The sequence below is a fragment of the Lysobacter antibioticus genome (genome assembly GCF_000731095.1).
GTDB classification, from domain to species: Bacteria; Pseudomonadota; Gammaproteobacteria; order Xanthomonadales; family Xanthomonadaceae; genus Lysobacter; species Lysobacter antibioticus_B.
The window spans coordinates 1-25,764 of sequence record NZ_JMTZ01000016.1 but is presented as its reverse complement, the minus strand read 5'-3'; the positions used below and the strand labels follow the sequence as shown (position 1 = coordinate 25,764).

Genomic DNA, 25,764 nt, shown 5'->3' with positions numbered 1-25,764 from the left:
TGCCGGCCGCGCCCAGTCGCGGCAAGGCCTGCGCCCACTGCAGCTGAACCCTCGGGCCGGCCCGACGTGGCGGCGTCATCCGCGCCCGGCTACTCTTGGCCCCCTATATCGCATCAGTTACGGGCTTCGCATGACCGATCCAAAGAGCAACCGCCTCAATCCCCTGCCGGCGCTGATCTTCAGCTCGCGCTGGCTGCAGCTGCCGCTCTATCTGGGCCTGATCGTCGCCCAGGGCGTGTACGTCTTCCAGTTCGTCAAGGAACTGATCCACCTGGTCCACGACGCGGCGACGCTGACCGAGCAGGGGATCATGCTGATCGTGCTAGGCCTGATCGACGTGGTGATGATCTCCAACCTGCTGGTGATGGTGATCGTCGGCGGCTACGAGACCTTCGTATCGCGCCTGCGCCTGGAAGGGCATCCCGACCAACCGGAATGGCTGAGCCACGTCAATGCGAGCGTGCTCAAGGTCAAGTTGGCGATGGCGATCATCGGCATCTCCTCGATCCATCTGCTCAAGACCTTCATCGGTGCCGGCAGCCTCGGCCTGCCCTTGTGCGGCACGCCCGAAGCCTTCGCAGCCGCGCAGGCCGCCGCGCTCGCGACCGCCAACGGCGTGGCCAACGCGACCGCGCGTTGCTCGGACCTGACCTCCGAAGGCGTGATGTGGCAGGCGCTGATCCACTTCCTGTTCATCGTCTCGGCGATCGGCATCGCCTGGACCGACAAGCTCATGAGCACCACGGTGCAGAAGCCGGGCAAGTCCGCGCACTGAGCCCGGCGACGACGCGGCCGCCCGCTCAGCGCGCGGCGGCCGCTCGCGGTTGCATGATCGCGCGCCGCAGCCGCACCGCGTCGGCGCGATCGGAAAAACGCAGGCGGCCGTCCTGTTTGTCCAGCCCGAGCGCGCGATACGCGTTCTGTGTCGGTGGGAACTCGCGCATCGCCGCATAACGGCGGAACTGCGCCGTGAACACTTTGCCGCCGCCGAGCCGGTCGAGTTCGGCGACGAATTCTTCCGGCGTGGCCTCGCTGTTGCTGCCCAGGCAACAGCGCGAATAGCGCGACAGCACCGTATCCAGGTCGAGGCGGCGTTCGCGCCGCAGCGCCAGGTCGGCTTCGAGCCAGAACATCGCCCCGCCCCAATAGATGCGCATGGTGCTGGCGCGGCTCCAGCCGATCTCGCCCAGCGGCATGCCGGCACCGCTGTTGCGGCCGCGCGCGAAGCCGGCATCGAGCCGGCGCCAGGCTTCGTCGCCGTCGAGCTGGCCGGCGCGGGCGCGCAACACGTTCTGGTAATAGCTCGCCAAGCCCTCGGCGAGCCAGCGGCCGTCTTCGCCGAGATAAGGATGGAACAGGTGCGAGAGCTCGTGCACGGCGGTCCAGTCGTCGCGCAGCTCGTCGATGCCGGCGTCCGGGCGCACGTACAGCAGCACCGAGACGCCGTCGTCGCGCCGGGTCTGGCCCCAGGGCACCGGGCTGGGATCGCCTCGGCGGCCGCTCTGGCCGGGGCTGCCTCGACCCGTGCCGCGACTTTGCCGGATCAGCACTTTGGCCTCTCGCAGCGGCAGGCGGCCGTAGGCGGTCAGGGCGGCGTCGGCGCATTCGGCGATCCAGCGCTGAAGCTCGTCGACGCGCTCGCGGTCGGCCACGCCCTCGACGATCACCCGCAGGCGCGCATCGCCGACGCGGATCACCCGTTCATTGTCTTGAGCAACGTCTTGAGCAACGGCCGGCGCCGCGCCCGTCCCGCAAGCGAGCAGGGCGCAGACGAGCAGGGTCGGCAACGACGGCAGGTGGGCGGCCATGGCCTGCATTGGAACGCGATGCGCTGCGAAGGTTCCCGAATCCATCGCAGCTACAATAGCCGGCATGGACGTATCGCATTTGCTCGACGCACTCAATCCCGCCCAGCGCGAAGCCGTTTCGGCACCTCCCGGTCATTACCTCGTGCTCGCCGGCGCCGGCAGCGGCAAGACCCGCGTGCTGACCCACCGCATCGCCTGGATCAACGAAGTCTTCGGCGTGCCGACCCACGGCATCCTCGCGGTGACCTTCACCAATAAGGCCGCCGGCGAAATGCGCGGCCGCGTCGATGCGCAGTTGCGCCACGGCGCGCGCGGCATGTGGATCGGCACCTTCCACGGCCTGGCCCACCGCCTGCTGCGCCTGCACTGGCAGGAGGCCAAACTGCCGGAAGGCTTCCAGGTGCTCGACAGCGACGACCAACTGCGTCTGGTCAAGCGCGTGGTGCAGGCGCTGGAGCTCGACGAGACCCGCTTCCCGCCGCGCCAGATCGTGTGGTGGATCAACGCCCAGAAGGACGAAGGCCGGCGGCCGCGCAACATCCAGCCGGCCGGCGACGAGTGGGCCGACGTGATGCTGCGCTGCTACGAGGCCTACCAGGAGCGCTGCGAACGCGCGGGCCTGGTCGACTTCGCCGAACTGCTCCTGCGCGCGCACGAACTGCTGCGCGACAACGCCGCGCTGCTCGCGCATTACCGCAACCGTTTCCGCGAGATCCTGGTCGACGAGTTCCAGGACACCAACGCGATCCAGTACGCCTTCGTGCGCGTGCTCGCCGGCGACTCCGGCCGCGTGTTCGTGGTCGGCGACGACGACCAGGCCATCTACGGCTGGCGCGGCGCCAAGGTCGAGAACGTGCAGCGCTTCCTGCGCGATTTCCCCGGCGCCAGCACCATCCGCCTGGAGCAGAACTACCGCTCCAGCGCCAACATCCTCGACGCCGCCAACGCGGTCATCGCCCACAACCCCGACCGCCTCGGCAAAAAGCTGTGGACCGATACCGGCCACGGCGAAGCGATCGACCTGTACGCGGCCTACAACGAGATGGACGAGGCGCGTTTCGTGGTCGAGCGCCTGCGCCAGTGGGTGCGCGACGGCGGCAGCTACGGCGACGTCGCCGTGCTCTACCGCAGCAACGCGCAATCGCGTGCCTACGAAGAAGCCCTGCTGTCCGAACAAGTGCCGTACCGGGTCTACGGCGGCCAGCGCTTCTTCGAGCGCGCCGAAATCAAGGACACCCTGGCTTATCTGCGCATGATCGCCAACCGCGCCGACGACGCGGCGTTCGAGCGCGCGGTCAACACGCCGACCCGCGGCATCGGCGAGCGCACCCTCGACGAGGTGCGCAAGCGCGCCCGCGCCGATGCGGTCTCGCTGTGGGAGGCGGCGCGGCGAATCTCGCAGGAGAACGGGCTCGCCGCGCGCGCCCGCAACGCCCTGGCCGGGTTCGCGCTGTTGATCGACACGCTCGAAAGCAATGTGGTCGAGATGCCGCTGCCGGAGAAGATCGATCACATCCTGCAGCGTTCGGGTCTGCGCGAGCACTACGCCAACGAATCGCGCGGCCAGCTCGATTCGCGCACCGACAACCTCGACGAACTGGTCTCGGTGGCCTCGCGCTTCACCCGCACCGACGAAGACGAAGCCGCGGCGATGCCGGAGCTGATCGCTTTCCTCAGCTACGCCGCGCTCGAGGCCGGCGAAGGCCAGGCCCAGGCCGGCGAGGACGGCGTGCAGTTGATGACCCTGCACAGCGCCAAGGGCCTTGAGTTTCCGTTGGTGTTCCTCGGCGGCCTGGAAGAAGGCCTGTTCCCGAGCGGGCGTTCGACCGAGGAGTCCGGCCGCTTGGAGGAAGAGCGCCGCCTGGCCTATGTCGGCATCACCCGTGCACGCGAGAAGCTGGTGCTCAGCTATGCCGAGACCCGGCGTATCCACGGCATGGACATGTTCGGGGTGCCCTCGCGCTTCCTGCGCGAGATTCCGCCGGCCCTGCTCAACGAAGTGCGGCCGAAGGTGCAGGTGTCGCGTCCGGTGTACGGCGCCGGCCCGCGCCGTGCCGACTACGGCCATGCCGCGATCGAGGCGCCGCCGGTCAAGCTCGGCTCGCAGGTGCGCCATGCCAACTTCGGCACCGGCACAGTGACCGACTACGAAGGCACCGGCACGCATGCGCGGGTGCAGGTCAACTTCGACGACGCCGGCAGCAAGTGGCTGGTGTTGGCCTATGCGAACCTGCAGCCACTCTAGCTAAACGTTCGACGCGCCAATAAAGAAGCGAGACTCTCTCAGGCCGCATCCCCCACGATGAGTTGCCGGCCCGGAGTCTTCGTTTCGGCGCAGCCGAATACCCACGGCTTCACCGAGGCATTACTCTGAAGTCTCTGGATCCCCGCCTTCGCGGGGATGACGGCAGGCAAGATCGCCGCGATTCCTTCAGATCGTCATCCCCGCGAAGGCGGGGATCCAGGGTTTTCCGCCGAATGACTCCGAAGTCTTTGCGCCCCGGCCAGGGCGTACAGTTCGGATGCGGGGATGACGGTTCAAAACCGCCGTCCCACCGAGCAACCGCTCAAGCAATGGAGTGCACGATGAAAAGAAACACGGTCGGATTTCTGCTGAGCCTGTCGGCGCTGTCGATCGCGGTGTTCGTATTCCGCGACATCTATCTGTTCTCCAAGGTCTCGATCCGACCGGACTGGGCGCAGTTCCTGCCTACTTGGCTGGGCGTGTCGGATTTCATCGGCCTACTGTGTCTGGCGCCTGCGGCTCTGATGCCGGAGCGTCTGAAGTCGGTCGCGGCGGCGCTGGCGAAGTGCGTCTTTCTGGCGCCGCTACCGGTCTTGATCGTCTACTCGAACGATCACGCCCATTCCGGCCTGTGGATGAATCTGCTGTTCAACTACGGCTGGGTCGGCCTGCATTGCCTGATCCCGGCGGTGATGCTGTTCGTCGTCCGCGGTATCGTCGACGGCGCGCGCGCGCTGGCGAAGCGAGCGTCCAGCCGCTGAGCGAAACCTCCGCAGCTTCGTTCCCCCTTTGAAGAGGGGGGCAGGGGGAGTGCTCTCGCGACGGCATCCGGTCGGCGATCGTCGGCCTGGTTCCGCTTAGCCTCGCGCTGCTTCAGCGCGTGGCGTCGCCTGGGGCCGCGCGTGGCGCGTCGGCGAGCTTGAACGATTTCAGCAGCAGGTCGAAACCGGGCTGGGTCTGCGGCAGGTCTTCGTCGGCGCTCTGGGTGATCAGGAACGCGGTGCGGTGGGCGCCGGTGATCTTGCGGTACTCGCGCCGGTGCGGAACTTTAACCCCGCCCAGGCTCAGCGTGTAGTGCTCGCGGATCGTGCCCTCGGCGAAGGCAGAGCGGTCGAAGCGGCTGTGTCCATTCATTACCGGCGGTGTCGCCTTGTCGGCCTCGGCGGAGAAGTCGCGGGCGAAGTCTTCCAGTTCCGCGGTCGTGTCGGCCTGCACGATGGCGACGAACATCGCCGCGCCCGGGCTCTCCACGATCATGTAGTGGACGGCGTCGACGCGCTTGTCCTCGGCCATGCTCCAGTTGCCGGGGATGCTCATGTGCACGCCGAGGCGGTCGTAGCTGAGTGGTCGCGAGACGTCGGCGGCGGGTTCGCCGCAGGCGCACAACGCGACGGCGCAGGCGCCGGCCAGCCACCAACGATATGAGCACCAACGGGACAACAACGAACGCAGCGCGGATTCGCGAGCCATCGACATCTTCCCTGAGTGTCGCCACCCCTGTGGACACGGCGCTCACCCTAGCAGCTCGCCGCCGATTCCTCGCCTGCCGTTGGTCTTGCGACGCAGAGCCCGGCGGACACGACCAACGACACTGGGAGGCGGCCGCGATGCCGGCCTAGGCTGCGGTTCATTCGTCTATCGAAAGGGGCCCGCCGATGTCCTTGCGTTTCGTCCTTGCCGCCGCGCTTGCCGTCGGCGCGCTGCCGGCTACCGCCGCCGACCTGCACGCTGACCCGCGCAATCTGCAACCGACCGATCTGTTCGATCTGGAGTGGGCCGATCAACCCGCGCTGTCGCCGGACGGGCGCCGCATCGTCTATCAGCGCAAGTTCTTCGACCGGATGAAGGACCGCCGCCGCAGCAATCTGTGGCTGGTCGATGCCGGCAGCGGCCAGCAGCGGCCGCTGACCAGCGGCGCGGCCAGCGACGGCGCCGCGGTGTGGTCGCCGTCGGGCGATCGCATCGCCTGGGTGTCCGATCGCGACGGTTCGACCCAGGTCTGGGTGCGCTGGATGGACAGCGGCCAGCAATCGCCGATCAGCCGCCTGAGCGAAGGCCCGAGCGGTTTGACCTGGTCGCCGGACGGGCGCTGGCTGGCCTTCACCATGCACGTCGCCGCCGACACTACGCCGCTGGCGAAGTTGCCGGCCAAGCCCAAGGGCGCGGAGTGGGCCGAGGACGTCAAGCTCATCGACAAGATGAACTACCGCGCCGACGGCGCCGGTTACCTCAAGCCCGGCTACGAACACGTGTTCGTGATGCCGGCCGACGGCGGCACGCCGCGCCAGGTCACCCAGGGCGATTTCCAGCACGGTTCGACCCTGGCCTGGAGCCACGACGGCCGCTCGCTGTTCGTCGAGTCCAATCACCGCGACGATTACGAGTACCACCCGATCGAGAGCGAGATCTACCGCGTCGACGTCGCCACCGGCGCCGCGGTCGCGCTGACCGACCGCAAGGGCCCCGACCGCGCGCCGGTGTTGTCGCCGGACGGGCGCAAGATCGCCTACCTCGGCTACGACGACCGCAAGCGCAGTTATCAGATCGCGCATCTGTATGTGCTCGATCTCGACAGCGGCGTTTCGCGCGCTTTGACCGAGGGCTTCGACTACGACATCGAAAGCCCGCAATGGGACCGCAACGGCCGCGGGCTTTACTTCGGTTACGACCGCGACGGCGTCAGCCACCTGGGTTGGATCGCCGCGAGCGGCGGCAAGGTCGAACCGGTGACCGGCGACGTCAGCGGCACGGCGGTCGGCCGGCCCTATCCCGGCGGCAGTTTCTCGGTCGCCGCCGGCCGCGTCGCCTACACCCACGGCACCGCCGCGCGCATGGCCGACGTGGCGGTGGTCGAACGCGGCGCCAAGCCACGCGTGCTGACCGAGCTCAACGCCGACTCGCTGGCGCGCAAGCGTCTGGGCGAAGTCGAGACCTTGTGGACGAAGTCTTCGGCCGACGGGCTCGCGGTGCAGGGCTGGATCGTCAAGCCGCCGCAGTTCCAGCCGGGCAAGCGCTATCCGCTGCTGCTGGAGATCCATGGCGGCCCCTATCAGAACTACGGCCCGCGCTTCGCCGTCGAAACCCAACTGTATGCCGCCGCCGGCTACGTCGTGCTGTACGTCAATCCGCGCGGCAGCACCAGCTACGGCCAGGCCTTCGCCGACCACATCCACCAGAATTATCCGAGCCACGACTACGACGACCTGATGAGCGCGGTCGACGCGGCCATCGCTAAGGGCTATGTCGACCCGCAGCAGCTGTTCGTGACCGGCGGTTCCGGCGGCGGCGTGCTGACCGCGTGGATCGTCGGCCACACCGACCGTTTCCGCGCCGCCGTGGTCGCCAAGCCGGTGATCAACTGGACCAGCTTCGCCCTGACCTCGGACGGGCCGTCTTACGTCACCCAGCACTGGTTCCCGAGCGGGCCGTGGGAGGCGCAGGAGTTGTATTGGAAGCTGTCGCCGCTGGCCCACGTCGGCAAGGTCGTCACCCCGACCATGCTGATCACCGGCGAGAACGACTACCGCACGCCGATCTCCGAGACCGAGCAGTACTACACGGCGCTGAAGCTGCGTCGCGTCGACAGCGCGATGATCCGCATCCCCGGGGCATCGCACGGCATCGGTGCGCGCCCGAGCGAGACCTTGGCGCAGGTGCTCAACACCCTGGAGTGGTTCGAGCGCTATCGCGACAAAGCGGCGGCCGCTACCGCCGCAGGCTCAGCCGGTAACGGCCGCTAAGATTCCACCCTCATGCTATTCCCCTTCGAGATCTCTCAAGCCCGTTCCCGCTTCGAGATCTCCCAAGCCGTTCCCCCCTTTGCAAAAGGGGGGCAGGGGGGATTTGCTTTGGCTCGTGAACTCGAACAGCCAGCGCGGCCCCAAGCAAATCCCCCACGCTACGATTCGCATCGACCCAGCCGGTTGCGCCGGGCGTCCGCCCCCTTCTTCAAAGGGGGCAGGAGTTCGCGATGGCGTTGGTAGGACAGCCTCGTCGCCGCCTAAACCTTTGTGCAACTTCATGGGCCGCAGTCGAAAAGGCAGCGTCGCCGCCCCCATATTTCGTGCAGGCTTGGTTCAATCCAGCTTCACGCCGAAATGGAAGGCCTCGATGCGCAGCCGCTCGCGCAGGTAGAAGGCGTGCGCGTCCTGGCGATGGGTGCCGGAATCCAGTTGCAGGCGCGCGCAGCCCAGGCGCTTGGCCTCGGCCTTGAGCCAGTCCAGCATGGTCTTGCCGTAGCCGCGGCTGCGCACGGCCTGGTCGGTGATCAGGTCGTCGACGTAGACGTGCAGCCCGACTGCGAGCATCTCCATCACTCGCCAACAGGCGAAGGCGCGCGGCACCCCCTGTTCGTCGTAGAGCACCGTGGCGCGACAGCCCTCGGCGATCTGGCGGTGCATCTGGGCGACGAAGCCGGCCTCGTCGAAGTGCGGGCGCAGTTGCGAGACCAGCGGCCAGACGGCGCGAAGCTCGGTGTCTCCGACTATGGTTCGAATGTCCATGGGTTCGGGGGCGAGGAGTCAGAAGTGAGGAGTTAGACGAGAGAATTGAGGGCAAGCTTCGGCTCGCGCGCATTCCCCACGCCTCGGCGCAGGTTGGAAGGACCGCTGAGGATGGAGACGAGGCTTTGCTCACTCCTCTCCACTCGCTCCTCAGCCGGTCACCAACTGAAGAGCTTGTAGTACACCGGCGAGACCGTGCCTTCGCCCTTGCTGGTGTCGAGGCGGCCGTCGCCGTCGTTGTCGACCAGGTAATAGGTCGGGCCGCGGGTGGGGGTGACCTTGACCGCGCGCAGCTGTCCGGCGATGCGGTATTCCTCGATCACGTCGCCGTTCTCGACGGTGCGGGTGCGGACATCGGCCCCCTGCAGGGCGGCGGTCGGGTCGTCGTTGGCGCCCCCGGTCGTGGCGCAGGCGGCGAGCAGGATGGCGATCAGGGAAGGGACGAGCAGGCCGGCGGCTTTGCGGGCCGGCGAGGCGGTGGGGGCGCGCATGGCGGTTCTCCGTGTCTCAGGCCGACAGCATACGCTGCGCGCCCGTTAAGCCGCTGCATCCGCGGTCACGGTCGCAGCCCCGGCGATGGGGCAGCGTAGAATCGCCGGCATGAAAAGACTCGTCCTGATCGATGGTTCCAGCTACCTCTACCGCGCCTTCCATGCGCTGCCGCCGCTGAGCAACGACGCCGGCGAACCCACCGGCGCATTGTTCGGCGTGGTCAACATGCTGCGCTCGACCTTGAACGAACGGCCCGACTACGTGGCCTTCGTCGTCGACGCGCCGGGTAAGACTTTCCGCGACGACCTCGACCCGCAGTACAAGGCCAACCGCCCGCCGATGCCGGACGACCTGCGCGCTCAGGTGCTGCCGATGTGCGCGATCGTCGAAGCGCTGGGCCTGCCGATCCTGCGCGTCGACGGGGTCGAGGCCGACGACGTGATCGGCACGCTGGCGCTGCAGGCCGCGAACGCAGGCATCGACGTGACCATCTCGACCGGCGACAAGGACTTCGCCCAACTGGTGCGCCCGGGCGTGGCCCTGGTCAACACCATGAGCGGCAGCCGCATGGATTCGGACGAGGCGGTGTTCGCCAAGTTCGGCGTGCAGCCCAACCAGATCATCGACCTGCTCTCGCTGATGGGCGACAGCGTCGACAACGTCCCCGGCGTCGACAAATGCGGGCCCAAGACCGCGGCAAAGTGGCTCGGCGAGTACGGCACCCTGGAAAACGTCATCGCCCACGCCGGCGATATCAAGGGCAAGATCGGCGACAACCTGCGCGCCGCGCTCGGCCGTCTGCCGCTCAACCGCCAGCTGACCACGATCAAGACCGACGTCGCACTCGACCGCAGCCCCGAGCAGTTGGCCCTGCGCGAGCGCGATGCCGAGGCGCTGCGCACCTTGTATGCGCGTTACGGCTTCAAGCAGGCGCTGCGCGAGCTCGAAGGCGGCGCCAATGCGGCCGCCAACGAACTCGCCGCCGACCGCGCCGGCTTGCGCGCGACCGCGGCGGGCCACGCGCGCGCCTCGGCGAGCGCTGAGAATCCGGATGCGGCCCTGTCGGCCAAGGGCGAGTACGAGGCGGTGACCACCCAAGCGCAGCTCGACGCGCTGATCGCGGCGCTGCAGTCGGCCGACGAGTTCGCCTTCGACAGCGAGACCGATTCGCTCGACCCGATGCGCGCCAACCTGGTCGGCCTGAGCTTCGCCACCGAGACCGGCCGCGCGGTCTACATCCCGCTCGGCCACGACTACCCGGGCGCGCCGGCCCAGCTCGACCGCGCCGCGGTGCTCGACGCGCTGCGGCCTGCGCTGACCGATCCGGCGCGGCGCAAGCTCGGCCAGCACGGCAAGTACGACCTGCACATCCTGCGCCGGCACGGCATCGACTTGCTCGGCTATGCCGACGACACCATGCTCGAGAGCTTCGTCTACAACGCCACCGCCAGCCGCCACGACATGGATTCGCTGGCCAAGCGTTACCTCGGCTACGACACCATCAAATATGCCGACGTCGCCGGCAAGGGCGCCAAGGCGATCGCGTTCTCGCAGGTCGCCATCGACGACGCCACCCGCTATGCCGCCGAGGACGCCGACGTGACCCTGCGTCTGCACCGCGTGCTCGGCGCGCGCCTCGCCGCCGAACCGGGGCTCGAACGCGTCTACCGCGAAATCGAAATGCCGCTGGTGCCGGTGCTCGAACGCATCGAGGCCAACGGCGTGATGATCGACGGCGACGAGCTGCGCCGGCAATCGCAGGACCTCGGCAAGCGCATGCTCGACGCGCAGATCAAGGCCACCGAGCTGGCCGGGCGCACCTTCAACCTGGATTCGCCGAAGCAGTTGCAGGCCTTGTTGTTCGACGAGTTGAAGCTGCCGGTGCTGGTGAAGACGCCGACCGGGCAGCCGAGCACGAACGAAGAGGCGCTCGAAGCGATCGCCGACCAGCACGAGCTGCCGCGGGTGATCCTCGAATACCGCGGCCTGGCGAAACTGCGCAGCACCTACACCGACAAGCTGTCGGAGATGGTCAACCCGGACACCGGGCGCGTGCACACCAGCTATCACCAGGCCGGCGCCGCGACCGGGCGCCTGGCGTCGAGCGACCCGAACCTGCAGAACATCCCGATCCGCACCGACGACGGCCGCCGCATCCGCCGCGCCTTCGTCGCGCCCGAAGGCCGGCGCCTGGTCGCCTGCGACTATTCGCAGATCGAGCTGCGCATCATGGCGCACCTGTCCGAGGACGTCGGCCTGGTGCGCGCGTTCGAGTCCGGCGCCGACGTGCACCGCGCGACCGCGGCCGAAGTGTTCGGCAAGAAATCGCTCGACGAGGTCAGCGGCAACGAACGCCGCGCCGCCAAGGCGATCAACTTCGGCCTGATGTACGGCATGAGCGCGTTCGGTCTGGCGCGCCAGCTCGGCATCGGCCGCGGCGAAGCGCAGGATTACATCGCCCTGTATTTCAGCCGCTATCCCGGCGTGCGCGACTTCATGGAGCGCACCCGCCAGGATGCGCGCGATCGCGGCTACGTCGAGACGGTGTTCGGCCGGCGCCTGTATCTGGAGAACATCAAGGCCACCAACCAGGGCTTGCGCGCGGGCGCCGAACGCGCGGCGATCAATGCGCCGATGCAGGGCACCGCGGCCGACATCATCAAGCGAGCGATGATCGACATCGACGCCTGGTTGGCGTCGCATGCCTCCCGCGCGAAGATGATCCTGCAGGTGCACGACGAACTGGTATTCGAGGTCGAAGCCGATTTCGTCGACACCCTGGTCGGCGAGGCTTCACGCCGGATGGCGGGGGCGGCCAGCCTGAGGGTGCCGTTGGTCGTCGACAGCGGGGTCGGAATTAATTGGGACGAAGCGCATTGATTATGCGGAAACCATTGATTTTGCTGGAATTGGTTTAATGAATCAGTCCTGAATCCAACAATTTATTAACTCCCATCTTCACGAACTATCCATGTGCGGGATGGTCATATAGGTCGCGACAGATGCAACGTCTGTCGCTGATCTCTCCCTCCCCTGGAGTGATCCCCCGGAGCGAACGACCCCTCCCCAGGTCACGCTCCACCAGCCCCGCCGGCCCCCCCTGCCTGCGGGGCTTTTTATTTGCGCGACAGAAAGTTTACTGAACATGCTTAACGTAGGCCAGGCCTGCGTTTCGCGGGCGACGCCGGGCGTCGTCGCTATCTGCGCTATTAATCACCGATGTGTATGCAGCGCGCCGCCTCGGAATCGATGCATCTTCAGAATCGATACGTCAGCGACAACGACAGTTCGCGACCCGGCGACGGGAAACCGATATAACTTTTCGAACCGGCCTGATAACCGTAAGTGCCGTGGTCGTAATAAAAACGATCGAACAGATTGTTGACCGCCGCGCCGAGTTTCAGGCGATCGTCGCCGAGCAGATTCCAGTTCGCCATCAGGTCGACCACGGCGTAGCCCGGCTTGTCGGGCGCATCGGCGGCGATGCTGTTGCGTTCGTCCTCGACCAGGCGCGCGCGCACCGCGTAGTCGGCCTGTCCGGATGCGGGCTGCCAGTCGTAGCGCGCGGTCCAGGTGCGGCCGATGCTGGTGCCCAGGCCGAGGTCCGCATCGTTGAGCGGGCGGTCCTCGAAGCTGTTGTCCGACTGCCACACGCCGACGCTCACGCCCATGCGCTGCCAGCGCTTGCCGATCTCGGCCTCGTAGCCTTCGACCTTGGCGTCGCCGATATTCTCCCAGTAGCCCCAGGCGGCCTGGCCCGAATACACCGCCGAGATGTAGTGCTCGATGTTCTGGCGGAAGGCGGTGGCGCGGGCGAAGTAACCGTTGCGCTCCCAGGACACGCCGAATTCGAGGTTGTCGGCGCGTTCGCCTTCGAGATCGCCGCGGTGGGTGTAGAGCGCGCTGAAGAAGGCTTCGCGGATGGTCACGCCGCGGAAGGCTTCCGAATAGGCCAGGCGGAAGGTCAATGGTTCGATCGGCGTCCACGCGATCGACAGGTTCGGGCTGAGCTTGTCTGCATCGTTGGAGGCGCCGGCGCTGACGCCGGACACGCCCCTGTGGCGGTAATCGTCGTAACGCAGGCCGGCCGAGAGCTTCCATTGCGGCGACACGTCCCAGTCGCCCTGGGCGTAGGCGCCGAACACGCGCGCGGTCTGTTCGGTGCGGCCCCAGAACGGCGGCGGCGTGGCCTGCTGGCGCGCATGCAGGCGGTCGCTGCGGTAGTCCAGGCCGTAGGTCAGCGATAACGACTGCCACAGCGCGGTGTTGCGCAGGTCCAGGCCGGTGCTGGTCTGTTCGCCGGCGCTGTAGAGCAGGCCGGTGGTGTTGCGGCGGTTCTGGTATTCGCTGCGGGTGCGGTAGGCGTTGAGGCGCAGGTTCAGTGCGTCGCTGTCGGGGTCGTAACGGTGCTCGTAGGACACCGTGTCGCGGCGCATCTGGTGATCCGACAGGACGAAACGACCGCTGAAGTTGGTCATGTGCGGGCGTTCGTAAAACGTGCCGGTGTCGTCGAGGTGTTCGGCCGACAGGTCGAAGCTGTGCGCATCGAACAGGCCGCTGAGCTTGAACTGGGCGCGTTCGTGCCGGTAGGCGGTCGGCTTGACCCGGTCGCCGTGGCCGTCGTCGTAATCGCCGCCGTCCTGATAGACGTAGGTGGCGAGCACGCCGAGCCCGTCGGACAGGCGGCCGTAGCCGGCCATCACGCCCTTGTAGCTGTTGCCGCCGTTGAGGCCGGCCGCGGCCTTGACCAGGAATCCGGCGTCCTGGCCGGGGCGCAGCAGGTCGAAGGCGTCGCGGGTGCGCACGCGCAACGCGCCGGTCAGCGCGCCGGCGCCGCCGGTGGCCGCACCGGCGCCGGCATCGAGTTCGATCGACTTGATGAACTCCGGCTCGATCTGCACCCGGGTCTGGTGGTGATACAACTCGGCCGGCTCCTGTGCGCCGTCGATGGTGACGTTGAGCATGGTGTCTTCGAAGCCGCGCACGTAGATCTTCTGCGCGACCGGCGAGCCGCCGCCGACGGCGACACCGGATTCGTTCGACAACAGGTCGCTGAGGTCGGAGGCTTGGCTCAGCTCGATCTCGCCGCGATCGAGATCGAAATTGCCCGGCTCGCGTTCGGCGACGACGGTGATCGAGTCCAGGGTGCGCGCCGCGTCGCCGCTCTCGGCGGCATGGGCGAGCGGGGCGCAGGCCAACAGGGCCAGACCGGACAGCAGACGCGAAGACGGAGCGGACATGAGGCGGCGTTCCTTCGGATAGGCGCGCAAACGCCTGCGGCCGGAACGGCGCAGGCGGACGCTGGATAGGGAAGGCTTCGCGCTGGCTGGAGAACCCCGGGCGGGCGAAGCCTGCGCATTCTGCGGTCCTCGTCTCCAGGATGCAAATGCGAATCATGATCAACAAGTGTGGATTCGCGCCGGCTGTCGCGCCCTGTCGCCGGCTATGACGCCCGATGCACGGCCGGTCGGGCCACAATCGGGCCTCGCCTTGCCGGAGCCGAGTTCATGACCGACGCCTTCGATCTGTCGATGCCCTGGTGGCAATACCTGGTGCGCGCCTGCATCGTCTATTTCGTCTTGCTGGCCATGATCCGGCTGTCGGGCAAACGCACGATGGGCCAGTTCACCTCGTTCGACATGCTGCTGATCGTGTTGCTCGGCAATGCCGTGCAGAACGCCTTGCTCGGCACCGACACCTCGGTCGGCGGCGGCCTGATCCTGGCGGCGACCTTGATGCTGTTGAACTGGGGCGTGGGCTATATCGCCTCGCGCAACGACCGCATCGAACGCGTGCTCGAAGGCGTGCCGGTGGTGCTCGCGCGCGACGGCCACGTGTTCCGCGACGTGCTGCGCCGCGAACTGGTCAGCCGCGCGGATTTCGACAAGGCGATGCGCGAGAACGATTGCGCGCAGATCGACGACATCGCGGTGGCGATGCTGGAGACCAACGGCCACATCACGATTTTGAAGCGAGGAACGAGTAACCAGTTGTGAGTAGTTGGTAGAGGCGAGAGTGCGGCGGTTTTACTCGCTCCTCACTCCTTTGCGCTCACTCCTCGCTCCCAAGCCAATCGCGCGGCACCAGATACGTGGCCAGCCGCGCTTCGTCGCTCTCGGCTTCCGGCGTGTAGCCGTATTCCCAACGCACCAGCGGCGGCAGGCTCATCAGGATCGACTCGGTGCGTCCGCCCGACTGCAGGCCGAACAAGGTGCCGCGGTCGAACACCAGGTTGAATTCGACGTAGCGGCCGCGGCGATACAGCTGGAACTGCCGCTCGCGCTCGCCGTAAGCCATGTCCTTGCGGCGTTCGACCAGCGGCAGGTAGGCGTCGAGGAAACCGTCGCCGACGGCGCGCTGATAGGCGAAGTCGCGTTCGAAGTCGCCGTGCAGGTCGTCGAAGAACAAGCCGCCGACGCCGCGGGTCTCGTTGCGGTGCTTGAGAAAGAAATACTCGTCGCACCAGCGCTTGTGCGCCCGATAGCGTTCGTCGCCGCCGAACGGCTCGCACAGTTCGCGTGCGGTGCGATGCCAGTGGCGCACGTCTTCGTCGAAGGGATAGAACGGGGTCAGGTCGAAACCGCCGCCGAACCACCAGGCCACGGTCTCGCCGTCGCGCATGGCGCGGAAGTGGCGCACGTTGGCGTGGGTGGTCGGCAGATAGGGGTTGTGCGGGTGGAACACCAGCGACACCCCGACCGCACGCCACGAGGCGCCGGCGAGCTCGGGGCGCGCCGCGGTCGCCGACGGCGGCAGGGTGGTGCCGGAGACGTCGGAGAAGCCGATCCCGGCCTGCTCGAAGACCTTGCCGCCGCGCAGGATACGGGTGCGTCCGCCGCCGCCCTCGGCGCGTTGCCACAGGTCCTCGGCGAAGCGCGCGCCGCCGTCGGCTTGTTCGATGGCGGCGCACAGGCGGTCCTGCAGGCCGGAGAGATACTCGCGTACGCGGTCGAAATCGTTCATGGGCCCATTGTAGTGGGCCCGGGCGCGATAAGCCTTGGACAGATTGCCCGAGGCTGCGAGCCGGCCATTGGCCGTGACGGTCGGATGCGGCCGCCGGCGCGGGCGCGGGTCGTGGCGACGACCCGCGCCGGCCGCGCTACTTCAACGTGCGATTGAACAGCTCGTGGATGCGGCGGTACTCGTCGTACCACGAGTCGGCGCGCACGAAGCTGTGGCGCTCCATCGGGTAGGGCGCGAGTTCCCACTTGTCCTTGCGCAGCTCGATCAGGCGCTGGCTCAGCATCACCGAGTCCTTGAAGAACACGTTGTCGTCGATCATGCCGTGGGCGATCAGCAGGTGATCCTTGAGGCCGCTGGCGTATTCGATCGGCGAGGACTTCTTGTAGGCCTCCGGGTCGAGCTCGGGGGTGTTGAGGATGTTCGAGGTGTATTCGTGGTTGTACTGCGACCAGTCGGCGACCGGGCGCAACGCGGCGCCGGCCTTGAAGGTGCCGGGTTCGCGGAACAGGGCCATGAAGGTCATGAAGCCGCCGTAGGAGCCGCCGTAGATGCCGGCGCGGTCGCGGTCGCCCTGCTTGTTGGCGATCAGCCATTCCAGGCCGTCCAGATAATCCTCGAGTTCCGGGTGGCCCATCTGCCGGTAGATCGCGGTGCGCCAGTCGCGGCCGTAGCCTTCGGAGGCGCGGTAGTCGAGATCGAGCACGACATAGCCTTCCTGGACCAGCAGGTTGTGGAACATCTGCTCGCGGAAGTAGTTCGGGTAGCGCGCGCTGACGTTCTGCAGGTAGCCGGCGCCGTGCACGAACATCACGATCGGGTACTTCTTGCCCGGCTCGTAATTCTTCGGCCCGTAGAACTTGCCCCAGACGGTGCCGGCGCCGTGCTTGGACGGCACCTGCACGTACTCGGGCTGGATCCACTCGCGTTCGCGAAAGCCCGGCTTGCGCGTGTCGGTCAGGGCGACGGTGTTCTCGCCGCTGCTGTCGACCACGGCGAGCTGCGGCGGGGTGTAGCTGTCGGAATGGCGCACCAGCACCTTGCGGCCGTCGGGCGAGAGCATGAAGTTTTCGACGCCGTCGAGCGCGGTCACTTCGCGCACCGCGCCGCCGTTGCGGTCGACCGCGCAGACTTCGTAGTCGCCGGGCCACTTGCGGTTGCACAGGAAGAAGAAGGTCTTGCCGTCGGCGCTCAATTCCGGCTCGGAGACTTCCCAGCGGCCGGAGGTGATCGCGCGCGGCGCGCCGCCGCCGCTGGCGACGTACAGGTGCGAGTAGCCGCTCTGTTCCGACAGCAGCCACAGGTCGTCGTCGCCCTTGCCGGTGTCGGGCAGCCAGCCGAAATCGTTGAAGTTCCAGCCGATCCAGGCCGCATCGGTGAGGCGGTGGCGGGGCTGCAGCGCGGCCTTGCCGAGGTCGACCGAGGCCAGCCAGCGGTCCTTGTTATCGATCGCGCGCACCAGCACCGCGGCCTGGCGGCCGTCGTCGCTCCAGCGGATCGAGACGCCGCTGCCGTCGCCGTCGGTCTCGATGCGGACCGGGCGCTCGCCCTTCAGCGGGTCCTTCTTGGCGGCCTTGCGCAGCGCCGCGAGCGGGTCCTCGCCGATGCCGGGCAGGCCGCCGAACTTGAGTTCGCTGGCCTTGGCGTTGGCAACGTCGACCAGCCACAGCTTCTGCGGCAGCGGTTCGTTGCGGCCGACGCGGGTGCGCACTTCCTCGAATTCCTCGTAGCCCGACTCGGTCACGTACTTGGGCATCTTGCCGGCGGCGCCGGCATCGCCCTTCTTGGCCTGGGTGACGACGAGCAGCCAGCGCGCATCGGGCGACAGCGCGCTGTCGACGATCTCGACGTCGTCGCCGAGATAGGTCGGCTTCGGCGCGCGGCTGCCGTCGCTGCGGCGCCAGGCGTCGTCCTGCTCGCGCGCGGCTTCGCGCTGGGCGCGGTCCTCGCGCAGGGTCTGCAGCATGGCGAGCTGGCGTTCGCGCAGGTCGTCGGCTTTCGGCGCCTTGGCCGGGTCGTTCTCGGCACGGACCTGGGCGGTCTGGCTGAGGCCCTGGCCGGCACGCCACTGGTACCACTGGTTGTCGACGCGGAATACCAGGTTGCCGTCGCGGCTCCACTGCGGCCGCGACTCGGTGTCGTTGCTGCGGGTGACCTGGGTCAGCGCGCCGCTGCGCAGGTCGCGCACGAAGATGTCGCCGTTACGCACGAAGGCCATGCGCGTGCGCTGGGCGTCGTAGGCCGGATTGGCGCCGTCGAGATCGTTGCGCGCGGCGCCGTCGAGCCGCAGCGGCGTGCCGCCGGCGACGCCGACCTGCCAGGTGTCGCGGATGATCGAGTCGTCGCGCTTGAGCTGGTACTGCACGCGCTGGCCGTCCCAACTCCACCAGGCGCGTTCGACCGGGGCTCCGATCCAGTCCGGGTTGGCCATGGTGTCGGCCAGGGTCAGCGGCGCGGCGGCCTGGGCGAAGGCGGCGGAGGCGAACAGCGCGCAAGGCAGCGCGGCGAGCGTGACGAAGGAAAGGCGCATCGAGCGGGCTCTGGGACAAAAGTCCGCGCAGGGTAGCAGCCGGATAGCGTCCGACGGGCCGGCCGTTGGTCATGCCCAGGCCTATGATCGCCGGTCCGGCGAGGGTCGCGGCCGATGAATCGGCGGCGGCGTGGCGGGCCCGTTCTCGCGGCTTGTCCGAGCCCGCTCGCCGGCTTTGCCGAAACCGGCCCCGGCGCGTCGCCGCGCCGGCAAAGATTGCCGTTCGCGTCGCCGCACCGGCGCGGATCGCCCTTCGCAGGGGCCACGCGTCCGTCATGGCCGCGTGTCGCATTTTGTCGCACGAGGCCGGCCGGATTCGGGCGGTTTCGTGATGCAGTCCCGGGCCCGGCAGGCGCGTTCGCGATCTCATCGAGGCCTTGAGGCGACGCGCTCTTGCCGCGGTCGCCAGTGGCCAGCGCCGCCGTACCCGGATCGCATCAACACGTCGCGATCACGTCTTTGCGGTTTATGTGATTCGACGAAATCGCCGTAATCCGCGTTTACCGCGCCCACGCTGCGGCGCAAGATGAACAGGCCGGCGCACTGTATGGCGCCGTGGAGGCAATACACGTGGACGCCCTGCTGCTGTCGCGTATCCAGTTCGGCTTCGTGATCTCGTTCCACATCCTGTTCCCGGCCTTCACCATCGGCCTGGCCAGTTGGCTGGCCTTCGTCGAATGGCGTTGGCTGCGCACCCGCGACACGCTCTGGCGCGATCTGTATTTCTTCTGGACCAAGGTCTTCGCTGTGTCGTTCGGCATGGGCGTGGTCTCGGGCATCGTCATGAGCTTCCAGTTCGGCACCAACTGGGCGGTGCTCAGCGAACAGGCCGGCAACATCCTCGGTCCGCTGCTGTCCTACGAGGTGCTGACCGCGTTCTTCCTCGAAGCGACCTTCCTCGGCGTGATGCTGTTCGGCTGGAGCCGGGTCAAGGAACGCATGCATTTCCTCGCCACCTGCATGGTCGCGCTGGGCACGCTGATTTCGACGTTCTGGATCATCTCGGCCAACAGCTGGATGCAGACGCCGGCCGGCTACAAGATCGTCGAAGGCGTGTTCGAACCCGACAGCTGGTGGGCGATCGTCTTCAACCCCTCGTTCCCGTACCGCCTCGCGCACATGGTGCTGGCGGCCTTCATCACCACCTGCTTCGTGATCGGCGGCGTCGCCGCGTCGTATCTGCTGCGCGGTGTGCACGTCGAAGCCGGCAAGCGCATGCTCAAAGCAGCGGTGATCTTCGCCGCGATCACCGTGCCGGCGCAGGTCTTCGTCGGCGACCTGCACGGTTTGAACGTGCGCGAGCACCAACCGATCAAGGTCGCGGCGATGGAGGCGCACTGGGAGTCGGGCGCGCCCGGCGAAGGCGTGCCGCTGATCCTGTTCGCGGTGCCGAACGAAAAGGCCGAACGCAACGACTTCGAAATCGCGGTGCCGAAGCTCGGCAGCCTGATCCTCACCCACACCCTCGACGGCGACATCCAGCCGCTGAAGTCGGTCCCGGCCAGCGAACGGCCTCCGGTGAAACCGGTGTTCTACGCCTTCCGCATCATGGTCGGGCTCGGCGTGGCGATGCTGCTGCTGGTGCTGTTCTCGCTGTGGCAGTGGTGGCGCGGGCGTTTGTACCAATCGCGCGCGGCGCTGTGGGGCTGGCGCGTGCTGACCCTGAGCGGTTTCGTCGCCTTGCTGTCGGGTTGGTACGTGGTCGAGATCGGCCGCCAGCCCTACGTGATCTACGGCTTGTTGCGCACCGCCGATGCGGTCAGCCCGATCGCGGCGGCCAGCGTGATGACCTCGCTGATCGTGTTCGCGGTGGTCTATTTCGTCGTGTTCGGCGCCGGCATCGGCTATCTGGTCAAGCTGATCCGCAAGGGCCCGCATCCGCACGAACCGCCACCGCGCAGCGAGCAGGGCGAGAAGACCCCGGCGCGGCCGTTGTCGTTGCCGGACGAATCCAGCGAAGCCGGCGCCTAGGCGCGGCCCGGTGCGCGCCGGCGAGGCCGCGCGCGCTCATGCAAAGCACGATGGAGTAGGACGATGGAATACTGGCTGCCCGTGATCTGGTTCGGCGTGATCGGCTTCGGCGTGCTGATGTACGTGTTGCTCGACGGTTTCGTGCTCGGCCTCGGCATCCTGGCGCCGTTCGCCGAGGACGAAGGCCAGCTCGATCACATGATGAATACCGCCGCGCCGATCTGGGACGGCAACGAAACCTGGCTGGTGCTCGGCGGCGCCGGCCTGCTTGCCGCGTTCCCGAAGGCGTATGCGCTGGTGCTGTCGGCGCTGTACTTGCCGGTGTTGCTGATGCTGATTGCGCTGGTGTTCCGCGGCGTCGCCTTCGAGTTCCGGTTCAAGGCGCGGCGCGCCAAGCCGGCCTGGGGCGCGGCGTTCGCGCTGGGCTCGATCTTCTGCGCCTTCGCGCAAGGCTTGATCCTCGGCGCGATCGTCGAGGGCATGCCGATGCAGGAAGGCAAGTACGTCGGCGGCGTGTTCGACTGGTTCAGCCCGTTCTCGATGCTGACCGGCGCGGCGGTGGTGTTCGGTTATGCGCTGCTCGGTTCGACCTGGCTGATCCTCAAGACCGACGGCCGCATGCAGCAGATCGCCCGCACCCTGGCGCGGCCGCTGGTGTTGGTGGTGGCGGTGTTCATCGGTCTGGTCAGCGCCTGGCTGCCGTTCCTGGATTCGCGGATCATGGCGCGCTGGTTCGAGGGCGGGAATTTCTACTGGCTGTTCCCGGTGCCGCTGCTGGTGATCGGCAACGCTTATGCCCTGTGGCGCGCGGTGATGCGCGAGGGCAACGACGCCCAGCCTTTCGTCTACGCCTTGTTGTTCTTCGTGCTCGGCTTCCTCGGCCTGGTGCTGGGGATCTGGCCGAACATCGTGCCGGGGCTGTCGATCTGGGATGCGGCCTCGCCGCCGTCGTCGCAGGGCTTCGTGCTGGCCGGGCTGGTGGTGCTGCTGCCGGCGATCCTGGGCTACACGTATTGGTCGTATCGCGTGTTCCGCGGCAAGATCGCCGCCGACGCCGGGTATCATTGATGCGGCCCGGCGTTCGCAGATAGGACCGGGACGCTGCCCATCGGGGCCGCCGTCCGCACGACTGGATCGTCGACGGGGCGGTCCTAACACTTCGGCTTGCGCCTGGCGCTGAACGCCCAGGTTCGCGACACCCGGACGGGCGGGTATGCTGTACATCACATCTGCGGCGCAGAAAAACCCGTCCCCCGGCCGTACCCGCCCGCCCTAATGCAAGCCTACGTTTACAAAAGTCTCCGCAAGGCAGACACCTATGTGTTTTTGAGCGAGCGCGACGATTTCGCCCGTTTGCCCGACGCTGTCCGCGATCAACTGGGCACCCTGCAATTCGTGCTCGAAACCGCGCTGACCCCGGAACGCAAACTCGCCCGCGCCGATGCCGCGGCGGTCCGGGAGAATCTGCGCCTGCGCGGTTTCCATCTCCAGTTCCCGCCGGCCCTCGAGGAGGCGCGGACACCCGATGCCTGACGCCCAGACTCCGCGCGCCCCGTCCCGCGATCTCGCCCTTGCGCTCGCCGCCGGCCTGGTGCTGGCCCTGGCGACCGGTTTCGGCGGCAGCGTCGGCGGTGCGTTGGCGGCGCTGATCGGCGGCGCGCTGGCGCAGCCGGCGTTCGCGATCGCCGCGCGCCTGTGGCAGCGGCGCGACGCCGCGCCGCAGTGGCGCAGCGAATGGCCGGTGCTGGCGACGCTGTGGGGCGGCGCGACCGCGGCCACCGCGGTGCTGGTGGCCTGGCCGCTGAGCGCGTTGTTGCAGAGCGGCTCGCTGCTGGCGGTGCTGGGCCTGAGCGTGGTCGCCGGGCTGGTGCTGCTGGCGCTGTGGCGGCTGTGGCCGCTGTGGCAGGAGGCCGAGCGCGAAGGTGCGGCGCTGGCGCCGCAATGGGCGCGCTTGCCCGATCTCGATCTCGGCGCCTGGCGCGGCCTCGGCGTGGCGGCGATCGTCGCCGGCCTGGTCGGGCTGATCCTGGTGCTGGCCTGGCCGGGCCTGTTGAGCGATGGCCTGCGCTGGACCCTGGCGGTCGTGTTCGCCCTGGTCTCGCCGGCCCTGCACGTGCTGTTGCAGCGGATCGCCCCGGCCGACTACCTGCCCGGCGTCGATTTCGACCCGGAACTCGACACCGTCACCCAGGTCGACGAACTCGGCGACGACGAAGCGTTGGAGCCGGCCCTGTACGCGGCCGCGCGCGCCGGCAAGGTCGAGCGCGCGCTGGAGCTGATCGAACTCGGCGCCGACGTCAACGTGCTGCCGGCCGCCGAGGATCGCGACCGCCGCAGCCTGCCGGTGCTGGCCGCGGTGCTGCCCGACCTGCGCCTGCTGCGCGCCCTGATCGGCGCCGGCGTCGATCTGAACGCCGCCACCGCCGGCATGACCCCGCTGCTGGCCGCCACCCGCGACAGCTGGCACGGCCGTCCCGACGCGGTCATGACCCTGCTCGCCAACGGCGCCGACCCGCGCCTGGCCGATCACGAAGGCAACACCCCGCTGCACCACGCCGCGCGCAGTTCCGACCCCGGCGTCGCCGCCTTGTTGCGCGACGCCCAGGCCGAACTCGACCCGGTCAACCACGACGGCTTTTCCCCGCTCGGCGTGGCCTGCGCCAGCGGCAACTGGCGCCTGGCCAAGTTCCTGCTCGAACGCGGCGCCAAGACCGAACAGCCCGGCGGCGCCCCGGCGCTGCTGGCCGCGGCCGGCGGCGACGAGGACGATCCGGCCGGCGTGCAATTGCTGCTCAAGCACAAGGCGCGCATCGACGCCCGCGACGTTCAGCGCCGCAGCGCCCTGCACGTGGCCGCGTTCGCCGGCCACCTCGATATCGTCACTGCCTTGCTCGCCGCCGGCGCCGATGCCGGCGCGATCGACACCCAACAGCGCACGCCGCTGCTCGAAGCCGCGCGCGGTGCGCGCCCGGCGGTGCTCGAACGCCTGCTCGAACACCTGCCGCAGGGTGGCGTGGCCGAAGCCGCGGCGCTCGATGCCGACGGCGCCAGCGCCCTGATCCTGGCCTGCCAGGCCGAGACCGCCTCGCCGCCGCTGGTGGTGCGCTTGCTCGACCTCGGTATCGACCCGGAACTGCGCGACCGCCACGGCAAGCGCGCGGTCGACCGCGCCGCCGAGGCCGGCCGCTGGTCGTTGGTGGCCGCGCTCGACCGCGCCTATCCCTTGCCGGCCGCGGTCAGCGGCGAAGGCGACAGCGAGGACGGCGAGGGCGAGCGGGTGATCGTCGACCGCATGCCGGCCGCGCTGCTGCGCGACGGCCTACGCGAAGGCCGCGCCGCCGAACTGACCGGCCTGGCCAAGTTGCTGAGCCCGAGCGAGCTCGGCGCGCAGTTGCACGAAGAAGACGGCCAGATCCCCTCGGCCGAACGCATCGACTGGTTGCTCGGCCAGGGCGCCGACGTCAACGTGCGCGACACGAACGGCGACACCGTGGTGTTCGCCCTGCTCGACCGGACCCCGGCCGCGATGCCGGCCTTGCAGGCCTTGCTGCGCCACGGCGTCTCGCCGGCCGGTCGCGGCGGCCTCGGCCGCTTCCTGGCGACCTGTTCGGCCGGCGATCAGGCCACCCGCGGCCTGGAGCAGTTCGCCCTCGACCTGATCGAGCGCGGCGCCGACGTGTTTTCGCCGACCCCGGCCGGCGATCCGCCGCTGGCGATCGCGGTGCGCTTGGGCTGGTCGCGTTTGCTCGAACGCCTGCTCGCCGCCGGCGTCGACCTCAATACCCGCGACAGCCACGGCATGAGCGCCCTGCACCTGGCCGCCGCGTTGGGCCGCGAGAGCATGCTCAAGCGCCTGGTCGCCAACGGCGCCGCGCCCGACCTGCTCGCCGCCGACGGCCAGACCCCGCTCGGCGTGGCCCTGTCCTCGGGCCGCCGCGATCTGGCCGACTGGCTGGATTGGCGTGGCTGGGCCCTGCCGCGCCGCGCTCTGCACGCGCAGGACGTCCCGGCCGCGGCCATCGTCGGCGACGCCGATGCGGTGCGCCGCCTGCTCGACCTCGGCCTGCCGGTCGATGCGCTCGACAGCCAGGGCTGCACTGCGCTGCTGCGCGCCGCCGGTGGCGGCCATCGCGCGGTCGTCGACCTGCTGCTCGCGCGCGGCGCCGACCCGCAGCTCGCCGCGCATTCCGGTGCGACCCCGCTGTCGGCCGCGGTCAGCATGCGCCATGCCGAAATCGTCGACCGCCTGGTCGCCGCCGGCGCCTCGCTGGAACAGCGCCTGCCCGGCGACCTGACCGTGCTGATGGTCGCCTGCGCGCTCGGCCTCACCGACCTCGCCGCGCGTCTGCTGACCGCCGGCGCCGACGTCCATGCCCGCGACGCGCAAGGCCGCATGGCCCTGCATTGCGCCGCGATGTTCGGCTTCACCGCGCGCGAGCGCAGCCGCCTGGTGGCCTTGTTCGACACCTTGCTGCTGGCGGGCGTCGATGCCGATCAGTCCGCGGCCGGCGCGACGCCGTTACTGTTGCTGCTGGGCGCGCGCGCCGAACCCGGCACCGCGGCCGACGAAGACGTGCTGATCGCCGGCCTGGAACTGTTGCTCGATCACGACGCCTCGCTCGACGTGCAGGACCCGCGCGGTTTCGGTCCGCTGCACCTGGCGGCGCTGCACGGCTTGTTGCGTGTGGTGCAGCGCCTGATGCGCCACGGCGCCAACCCGGACATGCGCGATGCCCTCAACCGCACCCCGCGCGAGATCGCGGTGATGCGCGGCTTCATCGATATCGCCGCCGAGTTCACCCCGCCGGCGCCGGGCAACGGCAGCAACGTGTCGATGGCGCGCTTCCTGCGCGGCCCGGGCGGCTGAGCGGTTCGCCGCGAGGGGTTTTCTGTGGGGGTAGGGGCGGCGGGAGCCGCGACCACGGGGCGCGCAGAGACAGCAATTACGCCGTTACTGATCGAAGCGAAACTCCACAGGGTAGGAGCGGCGCGAGCCGCGACCGCGTGGCTGCGGTCTCGCCTCGTATCGGCGGATGTCCCTGTAGGAGCGGCGTAAGCCGCGACCACGGAACGCGCAGAGACAGCAACTACGCCGTTATTGATCGAAGTGAAACTCCACAGGGTAGGAGCGGCGCGAGCCGCGACCGCGTGGCTTGCCGTTGCGGTGTTTGTTATCACAGAGCGGTGAAGCAACATCAATAGCAAAGCTTCCGTCCGCTGACGCGGCCGGGTTACTTTCTTTTGCTAAGCCCAAAA

At 68.3% G+C, this 25,764-nt stretch carries 17 protein-coding genes; 10 read left to right on the top strand and 7 right to left on the bottom strand.

The genetic code is table 11. From position 1 onward, the window contains the following. The first annotated feature begins 130 nt into the window (after positions 1 to 130). Positions 131 to 775 (top strand): TIGR00645 family protein, encoded by a 645-nt coding sequence (locus tag EX88_RS0106755; protein ID WP_031371243.1) that lies wholly within the window; start codon positions 131 to 133, stop codon positions 773 to 775. Between the two features lie 25 nt (positions 776 to 800). On the opposite strand, the gene EX88_RS0106750 is transcribed toward EX88_RS0106755, so the two are convergent. After that, the gene (locus EX88_RS0106750) at positions 801 to 1,808 is read right to left on the bottom strand and encodes a hypothetical protein (RefSeq protein ID WP_152566140.1); all 1,008 of its coding nucleotides are present in this window, start codon (positions 1,806 to 1,808) and stop codon (positions 801 to 803) included. 64 nt (positions 1,809 to 1,872) lie between these two features. Here EX88_RS0106750 and uvrD point away from each other — a divergent pair, with 64 nt between their 5' ends. Beyond that, positions 1,873 to 4,053: a DNA helicase II gene (gene uvrD, locus EX88_RS0106745; RefSeq protein WP_031371241.1), complete on the top strand. Its 2,181-nt coding sequence runs from the start codon at positions 1,873 to 1,875 to the stop codon at positions 4,051 to 4,053. A gap of 341 nt (positions 4,054 to 4,394) precedes the next feature. Then, positions 4,395 to 4,814: a hypothetical protein gene (locus tag EX88_RS0106740; protein WP_152566139.1), complete on the top strand. Its 420-nt coding sequence runs from the start codon at positions 4,395 to 4,397 to the stop codon at positions 4,812 to 4,814. 112 nt (positions 4,815 to 4,926) lie between these two features. On the opposite strand, the gene EX88_RS0106735 is transcribed toward EX88_RS0106740, so the two are convergent. Beyond that, entirely contained in the window at positions 4,927 to 5,523 is a 597-nt protein-coding gene (locus EX88_RS0106735; protein ID WP_152566138.1) for a hypothetical protein, read from the bottom strand. 185 nt (positions 5,524 to 5,708) lie between these two features. On the opposite strand from EX88_RS0106735, the gene EX88_RS0106730 reads away from it, so the two are divergent. Next, on the top strand, positions 5,709 to 7,793 hold the full coding sequence (locus EX88_RS0106730) for a S9 family peptidase (protein WP_051884643.1): 2,085 nt from the start codon (positions 5,709 to 5,711) through the stop codon (positions 7,791 to 7,793). Positions 7,794 to 8,129: 336 nt separating this feature from the next. Here the strand turns inward: EX88_RS0106730 and EX88_RS0106725 are convergent, their stop codons facing one another. Further along, positions 8,130 to 8,555 (bottom strand): GNAT family N-acetyltransferase, encoded by a 426-nt coding sequence (locus tag EX88_RS0106725; protein ID WP_031371237.1) that lies wholly within the window; start codon positions 8,553 to 8,555, stop codon positions 8,130 to 8,132. A gap of 158 nt (positions 8,556 to 8,713) precedes the next feature. Continuing rightward, positions 8,714 to 9,046 (bottom strand): DUF2782 domain-containing protein, encoded by a 333-nt coding sequence (locus EX88_RS0106720; protein WP_051884641.1) that lies wholly within the window; start codon positions 9,044 to 9,046, stop codon positions 8,714 to 8,716. 109 nt (positions 9,047 to 9,155) lie between these two features. Between EX88_RS0106720 and polA the strand changes: the two genes are divergently transcribed. Beyond that, positions 9,156 to 11,927 carry a DNA polymerase I gene (gene polA / locus EX88_RS0106715; RefSeq protein WP_031371235.1) on the top strand — a complete coding sequence of 924 codons (2,772 nt, stop codon included), beginning with the start codon at positions 9,156 to 9,158 and terminating at the stop codon, positions 11,925 to 11,927. A 377-nt stretch (positions 11,928 to 12,304) separates the two neighbouring features. Here the strand turns inward: polA and EX88_RS23565 are convergent, their stop codons facing one another. Next, on the bottom strand, positions 12,305 to 14,287 hold the full coding sequence (locus EX88_RS23565) for a TonB-dependent receptor domain-containing protein (protein WP_152566137.1): 1,983 nt from the start codon (positions 14,285 to 14,287) through the stop codon (positions 12,305 to 12,307). Positions 14,288 to 14,554: 267 nt separating this feature from the next. Between EX88_RS23565 and EX88_RS0106705 the strand changes: the two genes are divergently transcribed. Then, positions 14,555 to 15,043, top strand: coding sequence for a DUF421 domain-containing protein (locus EX88_RS0106705; protein ID WP_031371234.1), 489 nt, complete (start codon positions 14,555 to 14,557; stop codon positions 15,041 to 15,043). A gap of 55 nt (positions 15,044 to 15,098) precedes the next feature. Here the strand turns inward: EX88_RS0106705 and hemF are convergent, their stop codons facing one another. Continuing rightward, entirely contained in the window at positions 15,099 to 16,010 is a 912-nt protein-coding gene (hemF, locus tag EX88_RS0106700) for an oxygen-dependent coproporphyrinogen oxidase (protein WP_031371233.1), read from the bottom strand. 136 nt (positions 16,011 to 16,146) lie between these two features. Further along, complete coding sequence (locus EX88_RS0106695) at positions 16,147 to 18,537, bottom strand: S9 family peptidase (RefSeq protein WP_036148228.1); 2,391 nt, start codon at positions 18,535 to 18,537, stop codon at positions 16,147 to 16,149. A 570-nt stretch (positions 18,538 to 19,107) separates the two neighbouring features. Here EX88_RS0106695 and EX88_RS0106690 point away from each other — a divergent pair. From EX88_RS0106690 to EX88_RS0106675, 4 genes are all read left to right on the top strand, one after another. Further along, positions 19,108 to 20,508, top strand: a complete 1,401-nt coding sequence (locus tag EX88_RS0106690) for a cytochrome ubiquinol oxidase subunit I (protein WP_031371231.1) — start codon at positions 19,108 to 19,110, stop codon at positions 20,506 to 20,508. Positions 20,509 to 20,571: 63 nt separating this feature from the next. Continuing rightward, a complete protein-coding gene (gene cydB, locus EX88_RS0106685; protein WP_031371230.1) occupies positions 20,572 to 21,576 on the top strand; it encodes a cytochrome d ubiquinol oxidase subunit II in 1,005 nt (334 codons plus the stop codon). Positions 21,577 to 21,783: 207 nt separating this feature from the next. Beyond that, positions 21,784 to 22,041, top strand: a complete 258-nt coding sequence (locus EX88_RS0106680; protein ID WP_031371229.1) for a YcgL domain-containing protein — start codon at positions 21,784 to 21,786, stop codon at positions 22,039 to 22,041. Then, the gene (locus EX88_RS0106675; protein ID WP_031371228.1) at positions 22,034 to 25,375 is read left to right on the top strand and encodes an ankyrin repeat domain-containing protein; all 3,342 of its coding nucleotides are present in this window, start codon (positions 22,034 to 22,036) and stop codon (positions 25,373 to 25,375) included. Before EX88_RS0106680 ends, EX88_RS0106675 begins: the two co-directional genes overlap by 8 nt. The last annotated feature ends 389 nt before the right edge of the window (positions 25,376 to 25,764 follow it).